This window comes from Lonsdalea populi, assembly GCF_015999465.1.
Lineage (GTDB): Bacteria > Pseudomonadota > Gammaproteobacteria > Enterobacterales > Enterobacteriaceae > Lonsdalea > Lonsdalea populi.
The window spans coordinates 1,178,396-1,192,460 of sequence record NZ_CP065534.1; the positions used below are offsets into that span (position 1 = coordinate 1,178,396).

The 14,065-nt window shown below is 54.8% G+C and carries 17 protein-coding genes and 1 riboswitch; of the genes, 3 read left to right on the forward strand and 14 right to left on the reverse strand.

Features of this window, described 5'->3' with window-relative positions; all coding sequences use genetic code 11:
* Positions 1–360 (reverse strand): ArsC family reductase, encoded by a 360-nt coding sequence (locus I6N93_RS05215; protein ID WP_085687061.1) that lies wholly within the window; start codon positions 358–360, stop codon positions 1–3.
* Positions 361–904: 544 nt separating this feature from the next.
* Here I6N93_RS05215 and cspE point away from each other — a divergent pair.
* Complete coding sequence (cspE, locus tag I6N93_RS05220) at positions 905–1,114, forward strand: transcription antiterminator/RNA stability regulator CspE (RefSeq protein ID WP_026738919.1); 210 nt, start codon at positions 905–907, stop codon at positions 1,112–1,114.
* Between the two features lie 45 nt (positions 1,115–1,159).
* Here the strand turns inward: cspE and crcB are convergent, their stop codons facing one another.
* Positions 1,160–1,543, reverse strand: coding sequence for a fluoride efflux transporter CrcB (crcB, locus tag I6N93_RS05225; RefSeq protein ID WP_085687137.1), 384 nt, complete (start codon positions 1,541–1,543; stop codon positions 1,160–1,162).
* Positions 1,544–1,614: 71 nt separating this feature from the next.
* A riboswitch (Fluoride riboswitch) is annotated at positions 1,615–1,675 on the reverse strand.
* 94 nt (positions 1,676–1,769) lie between these two features.
* Between crcB and I6N93_RS05230 the strand changes: the two genes are divergently transcribed.
* On the forward strand, positions 1,770–2,567 hold the full coding sequence (locus I6N93_RS05230; protein ID WP_085687060.1) for a deaminated glutathione amidase: 798 nt from the start codon (positions 1,770–1,772) through the stop codon (positions 2,565–2,567).
* 145 nt (positions 2,568–2,712) lie between these two features.
* Positions 2,713–2,919, forward strand: a complete 207-nt coding sequence (gene tatE, locus I6N93_RS05235) for a twin-arginine translocase subunit TatE (RefSeq protein ID WP_085687059.1) — start codon at positions 2,713–2,715, stop codon at positions 2,917–2,919.
* Positions 2,920–3,020: 101 nt separating this feature from the next.
* On the opposite strand, the gene lipA is transcribed toward tatE, so the two are convergent.
* The 12 genes from lipA to lptE form a co-directional block, all read right to left on the reverse strand.
* The gene (gene lipA / locus I6N93_RS05240; protein ID WP_085687058.1) at positions 3,021–3,986 is read right to left on the reverse strand and encodes a lipoyl synthase; all 966 of its coding nucleotides are present in this window, start codon (positions 3,984–3,986) and stop codon (positions 3,021–3,023) included.
* A gap of 173 nt (positions 3,987–4,159) precedes the next feature.
* The gene (gene lipB / locus I6N93_RS05245) at positions 4,160–4,870 is read right to left on the reverse strand and encodes a lipoyl(octanoyl) transferase LipB (RefSeq protein ID WP_176222538.1); all 711 of its coding nucleotides are present in this window, start codon (positions 4,868–4,870) and stop codon (positions 4,160–4,162) included.
* 107 nt (positions 4,871–4,977) lie between these two features.
* Positions 4,978–5,241 (reverse strand): DUF493 family protein YbeD, encoded by a 264-nt coding sequence (gene ybeD / locus I6N93_RS05250; protein WP_026738925.1) that lies wholly within the window; start codon positions 5,239–5,241, stop codon positions 4,978–4,980.
* Between the two features lie 118 nt (positions 5,242–5,359).
* A complete protein-coding gene (gene dacA, locus I6N93_RS05255; RefSeq protein ID WP_085687056.1) occupies positions 5,360–6,571 on the reverse strand; it encodes a D-alanyl-D-alanine carboxypeptidase DacA in 1,212 nt (403 codons plus the stop codon).
* A gap of 171 nt (positions 6,572–6,742) precedes the next feature.
* On the reverse strand, positions 6,743–7,771 hold the full coding sequence (gene rlpA, locus I6N93_RS05260) for an endolytic peptidoglycan transglycosylase RlpA (RefSeq protein WP_085687055.1): 1,029 nt from the start codon (positions 7,769–7,771) through the stop codon (positions 6,743–6,745).
* 9 nt (positions 7,772–7,780) lie between these two features.
* The gene (gene mrdB / locus I6N93_RS05265) at positions 7,781–8,893 is read right to left on the reverse strand and encodes a peptidoglycan glycosyltransferase MrdB (RefSeq protein ID WP_085687054.1); all 1,113 of its coding nucleotides are present in this window, start codon (positions 8,891–8,893) and stop codon (positions 7,781–7,783) included.
* Positions 8,894–8,901: 8 nt separating this feature from the next.
* On the reverse strand, positions 8,902–10,806 hold the full coding sequence (mrdA, locus tag I6N93_RS05270; RefSeq protein ID WP_085687053.1) for a peptidoglycan DD-transpeptidase MrdA: 1,905 nt from the start codon (positions 10,804–10,806) through the stop codon (positions 8,902–8,904).
* 36 nt (positions 10,807–10,842) lie between these two features.
* Positions 10,843–11,313: a 23S rRNA (pseudouridine(1915)-N(3))-methyltransferase RlmH gene (gene rlmH, locus I6N93_RS05275; protein ID WP_085687052.1), complete on the reverse strand. Its 471-nt coding sequence runs from the start codon at positions 11,311–11,313 to the stop codon at positions 10,843–10,845.
* A gap of 1 nt (position 11,314) precedes the next feature.
* Positions 11,315–11,632 carry a ribosome silencing factor gene (gene rsfS, locus I6N93_RS05280; protein ID WP_085687051.1) on the reverse strand — a complete coding sequence of 106 codons (318 nt, stop codon included), beginning with the start codon at positions 11,630–11,632 and terminating at the stop codon, positions 11,315–11,317.
* Between the two features lie 170 nt (positions 11,633–11,802).
* Entirely contained in the window at positions 11,803–12,462 is a 660-nt protein-coding gene (gene nadD, locus I6N93_RS05285) for a nicotinate-nucleotide adenylyltransferase (RefSeq protein WP_085687050.1), read from the reverse strand.
* 1 nt (position 12,463) lies between these two features.
* A complete protein-coding gene (gene holA, locus I6N93_RS05290; protein WP_085687049.1) occupies positions 12,464–13,498 on the reverse strand; it encodes a DNA polymerase III subunit delta in 1,035 nt (344 codons plus the stop codon).
* Positions 13,495–14,055 carry an LPS assembly lipoprotein LptE gene (lptE, locus tag I6N93_RS05295; RefSeq protein ID WP_085687048.1) on the reverse strand — a complete coding sequence of 187 codons (561 nt, stop codon included), beginning with the start codon at positions 14,053–14,055 and terminating at the stop codon, positions 13,495–13,497. The genes holA and lptE overlap by 4 nt, the downstream gene beginning before the upstream one ends.
* Positions 14,056–14,065 lie beyond the last annotated feature (10 nt).

The following is a 14,065-nucleotide window of genomic DNA, read 5'->3' on the forward strand; positions in this document are numbered from 1 at the left end:
TTATTTCTCCTCCGCAAAAAATTGCTGGTAGCTATCGTCGCTGAAGCCAAGCAGCGTTTTCCCATCCTCGTCAACCAACAAAGGACGTTTAATCAGCGCTGGCTGATCCAGCATAACAGCTTTTGCCGCAGCGGCATTATCGATCGCATCGCGCCGGGCTTCGTCCAGCTTGCGCCAGGTCGTACCCCGCTTATTCACCAGCGGTTCCCAACCCAGGCTTTCGATAAACGATTGCAGTAGAGCATCGTCCAGTCCGTCTGTTCGGTAGTCATGAAAACGGTAGTCAATCCGATGGGCCTCCAGCCAACGGCGGGCCTTTTTGATGGTGTCACAGTTCTTGATACCGTACATGGTCGTCATGGCGAATAAACCCTTTGTTTTTTATTAGGAATTAGGATGCGGATCATAACGTTTAATTCAGGTCCGATGCCATACCAATCTATTAGCGTTATTTCATGTAAACCTCGGCGCGGTGACAGGAAGTCGGTGGATAGTGGATCATCTTTTAGCAACTGCCGGTTGAAGGGGAAATGAGGAAACCTGAGTAAATAAAAGAGGCTATTATTCGATGCCTATTTATTATCCTCTGCCCTTTTGGCGATCGCCGTGTTGCGCGGGGAGTACTGTATGAATTTCACGCTGCGATTTTGGCTAAAAATGCGTTATCGCTTTTGGCGGCCTTTTCTAACCGGGTTTTCATTATCCTAAAAACGAATAAAAACGATGTTATATGGTTGTAAAAAAGCATATGGCGCATGAATGCAGGTCGTAAAAGGCGCTAGTCGGATTTTTTAACGCTTTTTATTGCATTTCGTCGATGTTCAGCTGGACAAATGCTTCATCTATTGCTGTACTGTGCATGACACAGAGTTTGTGTCTTTCATTCATGTTAAAGGTAAGTTTGATGTCTAAGATTACAGGTAGCGTTAAGTGGTTTAATGAGTCCAAAGGTTTCGGTTTCATTACTCCTGAAGATGGTAGCAAAGACGTGTTCGTACACTTCTCTGCCATCCAGAGCAATGGTTTCAAAACTCTGGCTGAAGGTCAGCGTGTAGAGTTCGAAATCACTAGCGGTGCAAAAGGTCCTTCTGCCGCTAACGTTATCGCTATTTAATTATACCGATTTCTAAAAAACCCGCCGATTGGCGGGTTTTTATTTTTAGTGGGCAGCGAGCCAACTCACAAGAGAAAAAGCGAGGGCGGCCAGCGCCAGCGAACCGACAAAGCTCAATACCATATAGATCCCTGCCGTTAACCACTGTCCTTCTTGAATCATCCCCAGCATTTCCACTGAGAACGTGGAGAACGTGGTTAAGCCGCCGCAAAATCCCGTCGTTACCACCAGTTTCCAGTGAGAAGGTAAATCCGGTAAACGAACGAAATAGCTTGCCGCCGCCCCAATGATGGCCGCGCCAATCAGGTTTGCCATCAGCGTACCGGTCGGTATTCCCGACGCGCCGTTGTTAAAACGCAGAGTTAGCAGCCAGCGCGCGACGCAGCCAATGCCACCACCGAAAAAAACAGCGAATAAATTAGCGTTTATGGACATCTTTTATTTCCACAGCAAGTTGGGTTAATCTCGAAAGGATGGGCATATGCTACGTCAGGGTTTGAGAAGGCGTAGACATCATCAGCCAAAAGGCGTTTATGGAGGAATGCCACCTCCGTTGCAAACATCCAAAGTTTACCCGCTAGCGCCGCGTTTTTGTAGGGAAGAGCATCGGGTGACGGTTCATCGTGGTTTGTGACTCACCGAGTGAGGGTGTGCTATGAAAGTTGCGCTGGGTCAGTTTGCCGTACAGCGGCAGTGGCAGGATAATGCGAATACGTGCATCAGGCTGATGCACGAGGCGACAGCCGCGGGAGCCCGCCTGCTGGTGCTGCCGGAAGCGGTGCTGGCGCGAGATAATGCCGATGCTGAGTGGGGAACTAATCACGCGCAGCCTTTGAACGGGTCTTTCGTGAGCCAATTGCTTTCAGCCAGCGAATCTTCATCCCTCACCGTCGTCTTCACCCTGCATACCCCAGCGGAAGAGGGGCGCGTGTACAACACGCTGCTGGCGCTGCGTCAGGGGGAAGTGTTGGCTCATTACCATAAGCTCCATCTTTACGATGCCTTCTCATGGCAGGAATCTAAACGAGTCACGCCCGGGGGGATGCTCCCCCCGGTGATCGACATCGACGGGGTAAAGGTCGGCATGATGGTTTGCTACGACCTGCGTTTTCCGGAGATGGCGCGTATGCTGGCGATCAAAGGCGCCGACATGCTTGTGCTTCCCGCCGCGTGGGTTAAAGGTGCGCATAAAGAGATGCATTGGGAACTATTGAACCGAGCCCGTGCGCTGGAAAATACCTGTTACCTGATCGCTGTTGGCGAGTGCGGCGTGAAGAATATTGGTAATAGTATGGTGGTGGACCCCATGGGGATCGTCATCGCACAGGCGACGGAAGAACCCGCGCTGCTCTACGCCGATCTGAGTCTGGAGCGAATTCAACGCGTGCGTCGTCAATTACCTGTTCTGAATCATAACCGCTTCGAACCGCCTGTATTACGCTGTTACAGATAATCTCGGCTAATGGATCGTGCCGGGGGGAGGGGTGTTCCGGTCTTAATTTGTTACAGATGGTCGTTATATTATGATGAAGGCTGACTTAAAACGGGCCGAGGCACAAGTGCTGGCTGTCCCAGCGTATAAAATCAGGTAGGTATTTATGGAAGGTATCAGCATTGCTAAACTGTTGGTGATTGGCGCATTGATCGTTCTGTTATTCGGCACCAACAAACTTCGTAGCCTGGGCGGCGACCTGGGAGCGGCGATCAAAGGCTTTAAGAAAGCCATGAACGACGATCAGACTACGGTTAAAACACAGACGCCGGAAGAACCGGCCGCGCTCAACGACGTGCGCAACAAGGAATAATCATTTTTCAATGATGCCGGGCGTGCAGCGGACGGGATCCCGTCCGCTCAGTCCTAAGATTACACCAGCAAACTGTAATCATTTATTGCCGGATAGACGGGCTATTTGACTTCTTCGCCCTTGGCTTGCAGGTCAGCGTGGTAAGACGACCGCACAAAAGGCCCGCAGGCGGCATGGGTGAATCCCATCGCCAACGCTTCCTGTTTCATCTCATCAAACTCTTCTGGCGGAACGTAACGTTTCACTGCAAGGTGATGGCGGCTGGGTTGCAGATATTGACCTAATGTCAGCATCGTCACGCCATGACGGCGCAGGTCGCGCATCACTTCCACAATCTCTTCATTGGTTTCGCCCAGTCCTACCATCAGGCCAGACTTTGTCGGGATGTCCGGATGTGCGGTCTTGAAGTTTTCCAGCAGTTTAAGCGACCACTCGTAGTTGGCGCCGGGACGGACCTGACGATACAGACGCGGTACGTTTTCCAGGTTGTGGTTGAAGACGTCCGGCGGACTGGCGTTGAGAATTTCCAGCGCGCGATCCATACGGCCGCGGAAATCTGGCACCAGCGTTTCAATCTTGATCTGCGGACTTTTGCGGCGAATAGCGCTGATGCAGTCGGCGAAATGCTGAGCGCCGCCATCCCGCAGGTCATCACGGTCTACCGATGTGATGACGACATAACGCAGAGCCATATCGTGGATCGTTTGCGCCAGTTTTTCCGGCTCGTTGGCGTCGGGCGCAATCGGTCGGCCATGCGCGACATCGCAGAAGGGGCAGCGACGGGTACAGATTGCGCCGAGGATCATAAAGGTGGCCGTACCGTGGTTGAAGCATTCAGCCAGGTTAGGGCAAGAGGCTTCTTCACAAACCGAATGCAGTCCATTGCGGCGCATGGCGTCTTTGATTCCCTTGATCCGGCTTGAGTCGGCAGGGAGTTTAATTTTCATCCATTCGGGTTTGCGCAGCATATCCTGGCGTTCAACGGCAACGGTCCTTACGGGAATCAAGGCCAGTTTGTCGGCGTCGCGGTATTTTACGCCACGTTCGATCTGAATCGGTTTACTCATGTTTGCGTAAGTTCCAGTTCTGAATCGCTGTCATGAATTAACGACTAATTCATGAATCGCGTGAGTCGTTAAACTTTTTTTTAAAAAACTCACAAAATTATATCATCTTTGTCCGGTGACAATCAGCCTTTGAACAGGCAAAAAGCATCATTAGTGTAAACGAAATGTAATGGTTATGCCGGGTGTGATCGAGAAAGATACGTCATCGGCTGCGGTTCCCCCTGCTGTTCCCACGCCCAGTCTACCCATTCGCTTTCTGTGTAGCTGAGTCGCCGCAAAAAGGCAGTGGTCAAAATGGGCGCAGTGTCTTCAACGGTAGCACCGGGTACGAGCTCATTGAGCTGCGTCATTTGCATGCCGGCATAACCGCACGGATTGATGCGCCGGAAAGGAGACAAATCCATCGCAATATTCAGCGCCAGACCGTGGAAAGAGCAGCCATGTCGAATGCGAAGTCCGAGAGAACAGATTTTTTTATCGCTGACATACACGCCGGGCGCATCCGGGCGTGCATAGGCTTCGATCTCGAAATGCGCCAGCGTGTCGACGACGGTCTGTTCAATCGCGCTGACCAAATGACGGACGCCGACTTTGCGGCGTTTAATGTCAATCATCACGTACATCACCTGCTGGCCCGGGCCATGATAGGTGACTTGCCCGCCACGGTCACTCTGGATGACCGGGATATCTCCCGGCATCAGTACATGTTCCGCTTTGCCCGCCTGTCCCTGAGTGAACACCGGGGAGTGCTGAACTAGCCACAACTCATCAGCGCTGTCGTCGTCGCGTTGTTCGGTGAAGTGGTGCATCGCCAGGGATACCTGCTCGTAAGGGAGTAGGCCTAGCTGACGAATAATGATCTTGTCTTGTTCCACTGGCGTCATCTTCAGCGTCGGGAGTGAATGGCGGTCACTATACGGGATACCGCCGTGGGGACGAATAGCGCTTACGATCCGCGTCTGCCTTCCTGTGGTAAAAAAAGTCGACGAGATCAAAGCACCATACGAACGATGTCGATTTTACCCAGCTCTTCATACAACGTCTCAACCTGCTCGACGTGCGTGGCGTTAATCGTGATGGAAACCGAGTGGTAATTGCCCTTCGCGCTGGGTTTGATTTGCGGCGTGTAGTCGCCAGGTGCATGACGTTGCACGACTTCAACTACCTGATCGACGAGCTCCGGCTGCGCCAGACCCATCACCTTGTAGGTAAAGGAGCAGGGAAACTCGAGCAGTTCATTGAGTTTGGTTTTCATTAAGACACTCCAGAGTGGTTTTCCAACGGTAATACCATAGAAAGTATAACTCCCGCCGGGGCGGGAGTGTATTTATCCGTGTGATATGGGGGCGTTATGCCAGGAGACAAGGGGGGGATCAGCTGAACCAGCGGTGGAACATCAGTTTCACGTAGTCCATCAACCGGCCGAAAATGCCGCCTTCTTTTACTTCGTTCATCACCACCAGCGGGCGCTGTTCGATGGTCTTGCCATCCAGTTGGAAGTTGATGGTGCCTACGATCTGGTTCTTGCCTAGTGGGGCATGCAGTTCGGTGTTGTTCAATACGTAGCTGGCCTTCAGATCCTTCATCCGACCGCGCGGAATGGTGATGTAGACATCTTTTTCAACGCTCAGCGCAACGCGATCGCTGTCGCCAAACCAGACCGGTTCTGAAGCGAACTCTTTACCTGATTTCAGCGGCGCCACGGTTTCGAAGAAGCGGAAGCCCCAGGTCAGCAGTTTTTTGCTTTCGGCTTCGCGGCCTTTGAACGTTCTGCCGCCGAGAACGGCGGATATCAGACGCATCTGGCCTTCGGTCGCCGAGGCGACCAGGTTAAAGCCGGCGGAGGAGGTATGACCGGTTTTGATGCCGTCCACGTTCAGGCTCGTGTCCCACAGCAGGCCGTTGCGGTTGGTTTGACGGATGTTGTTGAAGGTGAACTCTTTCTCTTTGTACGTCGCGTACTCATCCGGTACGTCGCGGATCAGCGCCTGGCCGATCAGCGCCATATCCCGAGCCGAACTGTACTGTCCTTCGGCATCCAGCCCATGTACGGTTTTAAACTGCGTATTCTGCAGGCCCAGCGCGTTGACGTAGTTGTTCATCAGGTTGACGAACGAATCCTGACTGCCGGCGACATAGTCCGCCATGGCGACGCAGGCGTCGTTGCCCGACTGCAGAATAATCCCCTTGTTAAGCAGAGAGACGCTGACGCGGTCTCCGGGCTTCAGAAACATCAGTGAAGACCCCTGAAACTCCGGGTTGCCGGTCGCCCAGGCATCTTTGCCGATGGTCACAACATCATTCGGCGTAATCTTCCCCGCCTTGATAGCTTGCCCGATAACATAACTGGTCATCATTTTAGTCAGGCTGGCCGGATTACGACGGCTGTCAGCGTTCATTTCCGCAAGGACTTTACCCGAGTTGTAATCAATCAGAATATAAGCTTCGGCGTCGATCTGCGGCACACCTGGGATCATGGTTTTGAGGTTGACGTCGTCGGCGTGGGCGAAGGTCGAGGCGCAAAGTGCCAGCAGTGAGCCCAGCACGATGCGTGGCATAAAACGAGTTGTGGTTTCTGTATTCATGATGGAACAACAACATCCATGGGTATGAGTTAAAAACGAGTCACACTATAGCAGATGAAGATCCTGGGCGGCATCAGATAATACGTTACGCAATTTTGCCGCAGGGTCCCGCCGGGCGACGTTTTGGCGGGGAAAGACGATGTCACTTTCGCTTCCCCGGAGGGTATCGGCTTACAGCGTCGTAATAAAAGACTGTTGCTGTGCTTCATTAACCAGTCGCTGCTGTAGTTCTACCGCATGCTGTCGGCTGGTGAACGGCCCCAACTGAACGCGATACAGACCATTGTTCTGCATCACGTTGCCTTTGACGTTGAAGCGACTTTTTAGACTGCTCAGCCAGGCGTCGGCGCGTTGTTGATCCTTGAGCGCACCGACCTGAACCACCATATTGCCGCCAGCGGCGGGCGTAGTCGCCACCGTTGGTTGTGATGTTTCCAGAACCCCGCTGCGCAGCGGCTGAGGCGCGCCAAGGAATCCGCCGCTCGGGGTTGGATTGGCGGCCGGAAATATGGTTGAGGAGGCGTTTTCCGTTGCCGTATCGGCGATGGACGGTGTATTGCTGTCGGTTGCCGAATTCATGACCGGCGCGCTCATTCCGCCTACGCTGAGATCAGGGCGTTCGGGCAAAGCGAAGCTCTGCTTGGCCACCCGCGTGCCAACCGTGCCCGGACCTGACAGCGTACCGTCGGGCGCCACGCTGATGAAGTCGACCTTGACGCGGGTATTGTTGGAAATATTCAGCCGTTCACCCGCGGCGCGCGTCAGGTCAATAATTTTACCGGGCGTGAAAGGGCCGCGATCGTTGACGCGGACCACCAGTTGACGCCCATTACTGAGGTTGGTCACGCGCACATAGCTGGGAATAGGCAGGGTAGGGTGCGCGGCGGCCAGCGCGTTGGGATCGAACTCTTCGCCAATGGATGTGCGGTTGCCCGAGAGTTCTTCGCCGTACCAGGTCGCCAAACCGGTCTGGCTGAAGTTCTGCGGATTTTTGACGATGTTGTAGCTTCGGCCGTTAACGGTGTAATCCTGCATCGTGGAAGGATTAAACGGTTCGTAGCGCGGCTCCGCGCCGCCGATCTCTTTCACCGGACCGTTGTAAACCGTCGGCGCTGGCGTGGGCCTTACCTGTTCCGTTTCGGTGCTACAGCCAGACAACACCATACCGAGCGCTACAATCTCTAGCCAATTCTTACGCATTGCCCACCTCTATAAGCTTTTGGATAACATTTTGCGGTGAGTATGTATCGACATGACGATACCAAATCCCGCCATCAAGACTACCAGAGCCGAACCGCCATAGCTGACTAAAGGCAGCGGGACACCGACCACGGGCAGAATACCACTGACCATGCCGATGTTGACGAAAACGTAGATAAAGAAGATTAGCATTAAACCGCCGACCATGACGCGGCCGAAGGAGTTCTGCGCGTTGGCGGCGATCACCAGACCCCGCATAATCAGGAACAGATAGAGCGTCAGCAGGATGAGTACGCCGATCAGACCAAGCTCTTCCGCCAGTACGGCGAAGATAAAGTCGGTATGGCGCTCCGGCAGGAACTCCAACTGCGACTGCGTTCCCTGTAACCAGCCCTTGCCGGAAAGACCACCGGAGCCGATGGCGATTTTGGACTGGATAATATGATAGCCCGCGCCCAGCGGATCGCTCTCGGGATCCAACAGCATCATCACCCTGTCTCGCTGATAATCATGCATCAGAAAGAACCACAAAATAGGAATGAAGGCCGCGACAAGCAGCGCGGCAAAGCCAATCAACCGCCAGCTCATACCCGCGAGAAACAGCACGAACAGGCCTGAGGCGCAGATCAGAATCGACGTCCCCAGGTCAGGCTGCGCGGCTACCAGCAGCGTAGGCACGAAAATCAGGGCCAGCGCAATGGCGGTATTTTTCAGGGAAGGAGGGCACATATCGCGGTTGATATAGCGCGATACCATCAGCGGAACGGCGATTTTGGCGATTTCGGACGGCTGAAACCGGACCACGCCCAGATCCAACCAACGCTGTGCGCCTTTACTGATTTGGCCGAACACATCCACCAACACCAATAGGATCACGCACACGACATACAAATAGGGCGCCCACCCTTCGTACACCCGGGGCGGGATCTGAGCCATGATGATCATCACAATCAGACCAAGCACGCTCTGAGCGACTTTTCGCTCCATCATGTCGATGTTTTGACCGCTGGCGCTCCACATGACGATCAGGCTATAGCAGAGCAGCGCCAGTATGCAGAGAAGAAACGGGAGGTCAATGTGGATTTTGGTCCAGATTGAGCCTTTTTGTTGGCTGTCGGTCATGAATTTGCCTACTCAGTTTCACTGCCGGGGGGCGCGGGAGGCGCGACCGGGAGATTGACGTTGTTGTCGCCCAAAATAATATGGTCGAGGATCTGACGCACGATAGTCCCGACTGCGGGTCCGGCGCCTCCGTTTTCCAAAATAATGGTCATGGCCACTTTCGGATCGTTGTACGGGGCGAAAGCGACCATTAGCTTATGGTCGCGCAGCCGTTCAGCAATTTTATGGGCGTTATAGGTTTCGTTTTCCTTCAGGCCGAACACCTGCGCCGTACCGGTTTTGGCCGCGATTTTATACGGCGAGTCCGCAAAACTTTTGCGTGCGGTGCCGTTGGCGCGATTGGCTACGCCGTACATGCCGTCTTTAACCAGTTCCCAATAGCCTGAGTGAATATCGCCGATCTGCGTGTGCTCCTGCTGGGCATAAGGCACTTTGACGCCGTGCTCCTGAGTACTGGAGAGCAGATGCGGCGTTTTGACCTGACCGTCGTTGACCAGCGTCGTCAGCGCTTTCAGCATTTGGATGGGCGTGGCGGTCCAATAGCCCTGGCCGATGCCGACTGGGATAGTATCGCCCTGATACCACGGCTTTTTATACCGTCGCATTTTCCAGTCGCGCGTCGGCATGATCCCGGCGCGTTCTTCAGACAGATCGATACCGGTATAGTCGCCGTAACCGAATTTGCTCATCCATTCAGACAGGCGGTCGATGCCCATATCGTAGGCGACCTGGTAGAAATAGGTATCCGCCGACTCTTCCAACGCTTTGGTCAGATTAAGCCGTCCGTGTCCCCATTTCTTCCAGTCGCGGAAGCGTTTTTCCGACCCTGGCAACTGCCACCAACCGGGGTCGAACAAAGAAGTATTGGGCGTAATGACGCCCGCCGTCAGCGCGGAAACTGCGATATAGGGTTTCACGGTCGAAGCCGGCGGATAGACACCTTGCGTGGCACGGTTGATGAGCGGACGGTTGGGGTCGTTGAGCAGCGCGCGATAATCTTTGCCGGAAATGCCGTCGACAAACAGGTTCGGGTTGTAGCTGGGCGTTGATACCATTGCCAGAATACCCCCGTTGCGCGGATCGGTGACGATGACCGCGGCGCGGCTGCCTTCCAATAGTTTTTCAATGTAAATCTGCAGATTTAGATCCAGCGTCAGATAGATATCTTTGCCGGCCTGCGGCGGCTGTTCGTGCAGTTGGCGAATCACGCGACCGCGGTTGTTGACTTCAACCTCTTCATAGCCCGGTTTGCCGTGCAGCAGGTCTTCGTAGTAGCGCTCAATACCGAGTTTGCCAATATCGTGCGTGGCCGCATAGTCCGCCAGCTTATCCTCTTTACCCAGCCGATCGAGATCCCGGTCGTTGATTTTGGATACGTAGCCGATGACGTGGGTCAGTGCAGAACCGTAAGGGTAATAGCGGCGCTGGTAGCCTTTGACTTCCACGCCGGGAAAGCGATATTGGTTCACCGCAAAGCGTGCGACCTGTACATCGGATAGCCCGGTTTTTACCGCAATAGAGGTGAAGCGACGTGAACGCTTGCGCTCTTTACGGAAATTTTCCAGATCTTCGTCGGTGAGATCGGCGACGGGCTTGAGGGCATTCAGCGTCGCTTCAAGGTTGTTGACCTTTTCGGGGATCAGCTCAAGCTGGTAAATGGTCCGGTTCAGGGCCAGCGGCGTGCCGTTACGGTCATAGATAATGCCACGGCTGGGCGCGATAGGGACCAGCTTGATGCGGTTTTCGTTGGAACGAGTGCGGTAGTCGTCAAAGCGTGAAATCTGTAGATGGTACAGATTGACAACGAGGATGCCGATCAGCAGCAGAATGCCCAAAAACGCCACCAGCGCGCGGCGTACAAACAGGGCCGACTCAGCCGTATAATCACGAAAAGGTTTACGCTCTATGTTCATCCGGCAGGATCAGTTCTGATAGTTCATGGTATCGCCTTACTCCCGGTGGTAAGGATGGTTAGCCGTAATGCTCCAGGCGCGGTACAGGCTCTCTGCCACCAGTACGCGCACCAGCGGGTGGGGCAGCGTCAATGGGGACAGTGACCAGCTCTGTTCGGCCGCCGCTTTACACTGCGGCGACAGGCCTTCCGGCCCGCCAATCAGCAAACTCACGTTGCGTCCATCCAGTTTCCAACGTTCCAGCTGTTGGGCCAGCTGCGGGGTTTCCCACTGTGAGCCGGGAATATCCAGCGTCACAATCAGGTTGCCTTTCCCCACGGTGGCCAGCATCTGCTCGCCTTCTCGCTCAAGAATGCGGCGAATATCGGCGTTTTTGCCCCGTTTCCCGGCAGGAATTTCCACCAGTTCCAGTGGCATATCCTTAGGAAAACGGTGCAGATAATCGCTAAATCCGGTCTGCACCCAGTCGGGCATTTTGGTGCCCACGGCGACCAGTTGCAGTTTCATATCAACCCCAAAGCTTTTCCAGTTCGTACAGTTGACGGCTATCTTCCTGCATGACATGGACAATCACGTCGCCCAGGTCGACAACGACCCAGTCAGCCAGCGCTTCGCCCTCTACCCCTAGCGGGAGCAGTCCGGCGGCGCGGGATTCCTGCACGACGTGGTCGGCGATGGACGCAACATGGCGGCTGGACGTTCCGGTACAGATGATCATGCAGTCTGTGATGCTGGACTTATTGGCGACGTCCAACGCCACGATGTCCTGGCCTTTCAGGTCGTCGATTTTATCAATAACGAAGTCTTGGAGTGCTTGGCCTTGCAAATGTTCCCCCTGGGGTAATGTTAATCAGCCTGAGCTTGATGGGCGGAGCGATGTCGCTTTCAGCATGTACGCAAAAGCGTGGCGAGTTTGCCGCGGCAGGCCGGTTGCCTGCCGTTTGAACCAGCGGCGGAGTATACCATGCAGTCATGTTGAGTGGTATAAAGCCGTCGCTAGCGGTATAGCCCGTGTGTGTCTATATAATTCAGCACGGAGGCGGGCAGCAGATCGCTGCAGTCGCGCCCCTGTTGCCTGCGCTGGCGGATCTCGGTGGCGGAAATGGGGAGCAGCGGGGTATTCGCCAGATAGATTAGCCCCTGGGGATGCTGATGGAACCGGCTCACCTCGGTAGTGCGACGGGATATCAGCCATTGCTGTAATTCAGGGGTTTCCAGTGTTCGGCCATAGCCCGGACGGGCGCACACCAGCAGATGGCAATAAGACAGAATCTCCTGCCAGCGGTGCCAGTGATGCAGCGTTAACAGAGAGTCCTGACCGATGATAAACGCCAGCGGCACAGTCGGCCCGGCTTCCTGTCTTAACGCTTCCAATGTCTCAATCGTGTACGAAGGCGTTTCCCGCCGCAGTTCGCGGTCATCAATGCGGAAAAGCGGGTTATTCGCGATCGCCAGCGCGGCCATTTCTTTACGCTGGTGGGCGTCGGCTTCAGGTTGTTCGCGGTGAGGGGGAACATTATTGGGCAGCAGGACGACCTGCTGCAGTCCGACTTCGGCCGCCAGCGCGGCGACGGGCCGCAGGTGACCGAAGTGAATCGGGTCGAACGTACCGCCGAAGTAGGCGGTCAGTTTGCTAGTGGTATCCGGGATCGGCAAATCAGTAGACCTCGATCAGACTATCGGGCAGGGCTTTTCCACACAAGATCATCGCCAGTGTCTCCAATTCTGCCCAAATAGGCCGGCCGTAATTCTGTTTCAGGGTGATTTCCAGTCTGGCGAGCAGGGTGATGGCCTGCTGTAGCTGTTCCAGCGACAGGCGCTGCAAGGCCTGCGTTATCAGAGGATGGCGGTTTTGCCAGATCTTATGTTGGTCGAACAAGGTGCGCAGCGGGGTGGCGACCCTCTGCCGTTTCAACTGCAGCAGCAGCAACAGTTCACGCTGCACGGTTCGCAGCAGAATAACGGGCTCGCACTCTTCCAGACGCAGCTGGTGCAGGATATGCCAGGCGCGTTTGCTTTTGCCCGCCAGCAGCGCGTCCAGCCAGTGAAACGGCGAAAAGTGCGCCGCATCGCTGACCGCCAGTTCAACGCGGGGCAGCGGCAGTTTGCCGTCGGGGTAAAGCAAAGACAGACGTTCCAGCGCCTGGGACAGCGCCAGCAGGTTGCCTTCATAGCAGTAGCAGAGCAGTTGGCAGGCTGGCTCATCCAGTTCCAGCTTCATGTTCTTGGCGCGTTGCATTACCCAGCGCGGAAGCTGTTCCTGTTCCGGCGTCATGCAGGGCACATAGATGCTTTTCTGCGACAAGGCCTTGAACCAGGCGCTGTTCTCCTGGGCGCGGGTCAGCTTGGCACCGCGTAAAATCAGCAGAACGTCAGGGTGGAGTAACCCGGCGAGTTTGACCAGCTGTTCGCCTATCGGCGCGCCGGGACCGGCGTCTGGCAGCGTCAGCGACAATATTTGTCGTGATGAGAATAAGCTAAGCGCCTGACAGGCGCCGAAGATGGCGTCCCAGTCAGTCGAGTTATCCAGCGTAAACCGGAATTGTTCGTGAAAATCTTGCTGTTGAGCGGTACGGCAAATGTGATCCTGACTTTCCTGCAGTAGCAGCGGATCGTTGCCGAAAAGCAGATAACAACCGCGCAGCCCCTCTCGGAGCTGCGCGGCGAGTTGCTCAGGGTAGATACGGGTCATGAACGAGCGGGAACGGCAGGCGCAGGGGGCGTTGTTTCCTTCTGCTGCTCGGCGTTTTTACTGCCTGCTTTCACGGTCAGCAGGTTACGCACCAACTGTTGAGCTGCCTGCTCGCGCATTTCCTGGAGGATGATATCCTGCTCGGCGTCTTTGGCGAGCGCCGTGAGCGGATTATCAAAGAAGGTGCGGAAGACTTTGACGCTTATCGGGTAGATGTCGTCCCCCGGCATAAGCACCTGCGCTGTCAGCTCCAGAACAAACTGATACTCGGCGGCCTTACCATCCTGGAAGATAGACGCGGTGCTGCGTGTTTGCGTCGTCCCCAGCACGCGCAGGGATGGAATGTCCTGGCGTTTGGAATTCTCAACGATGTTTACATTGTTGAGCCGCAGCTGTTCGCGCACCGCGCGCGTCATAGGCCCATTCGGGTCTGAGCTATCCAAAATCAGGTTATGCAACTGAGGCGGCACCTGAGTCGTGCCGCGCAGATGAAAACCGCAACCGGCGGTAATAAGTACCGTCAGTCCCAGCAACAACGTCAATAGTGGGTGTCGCACAAGTTCCTCC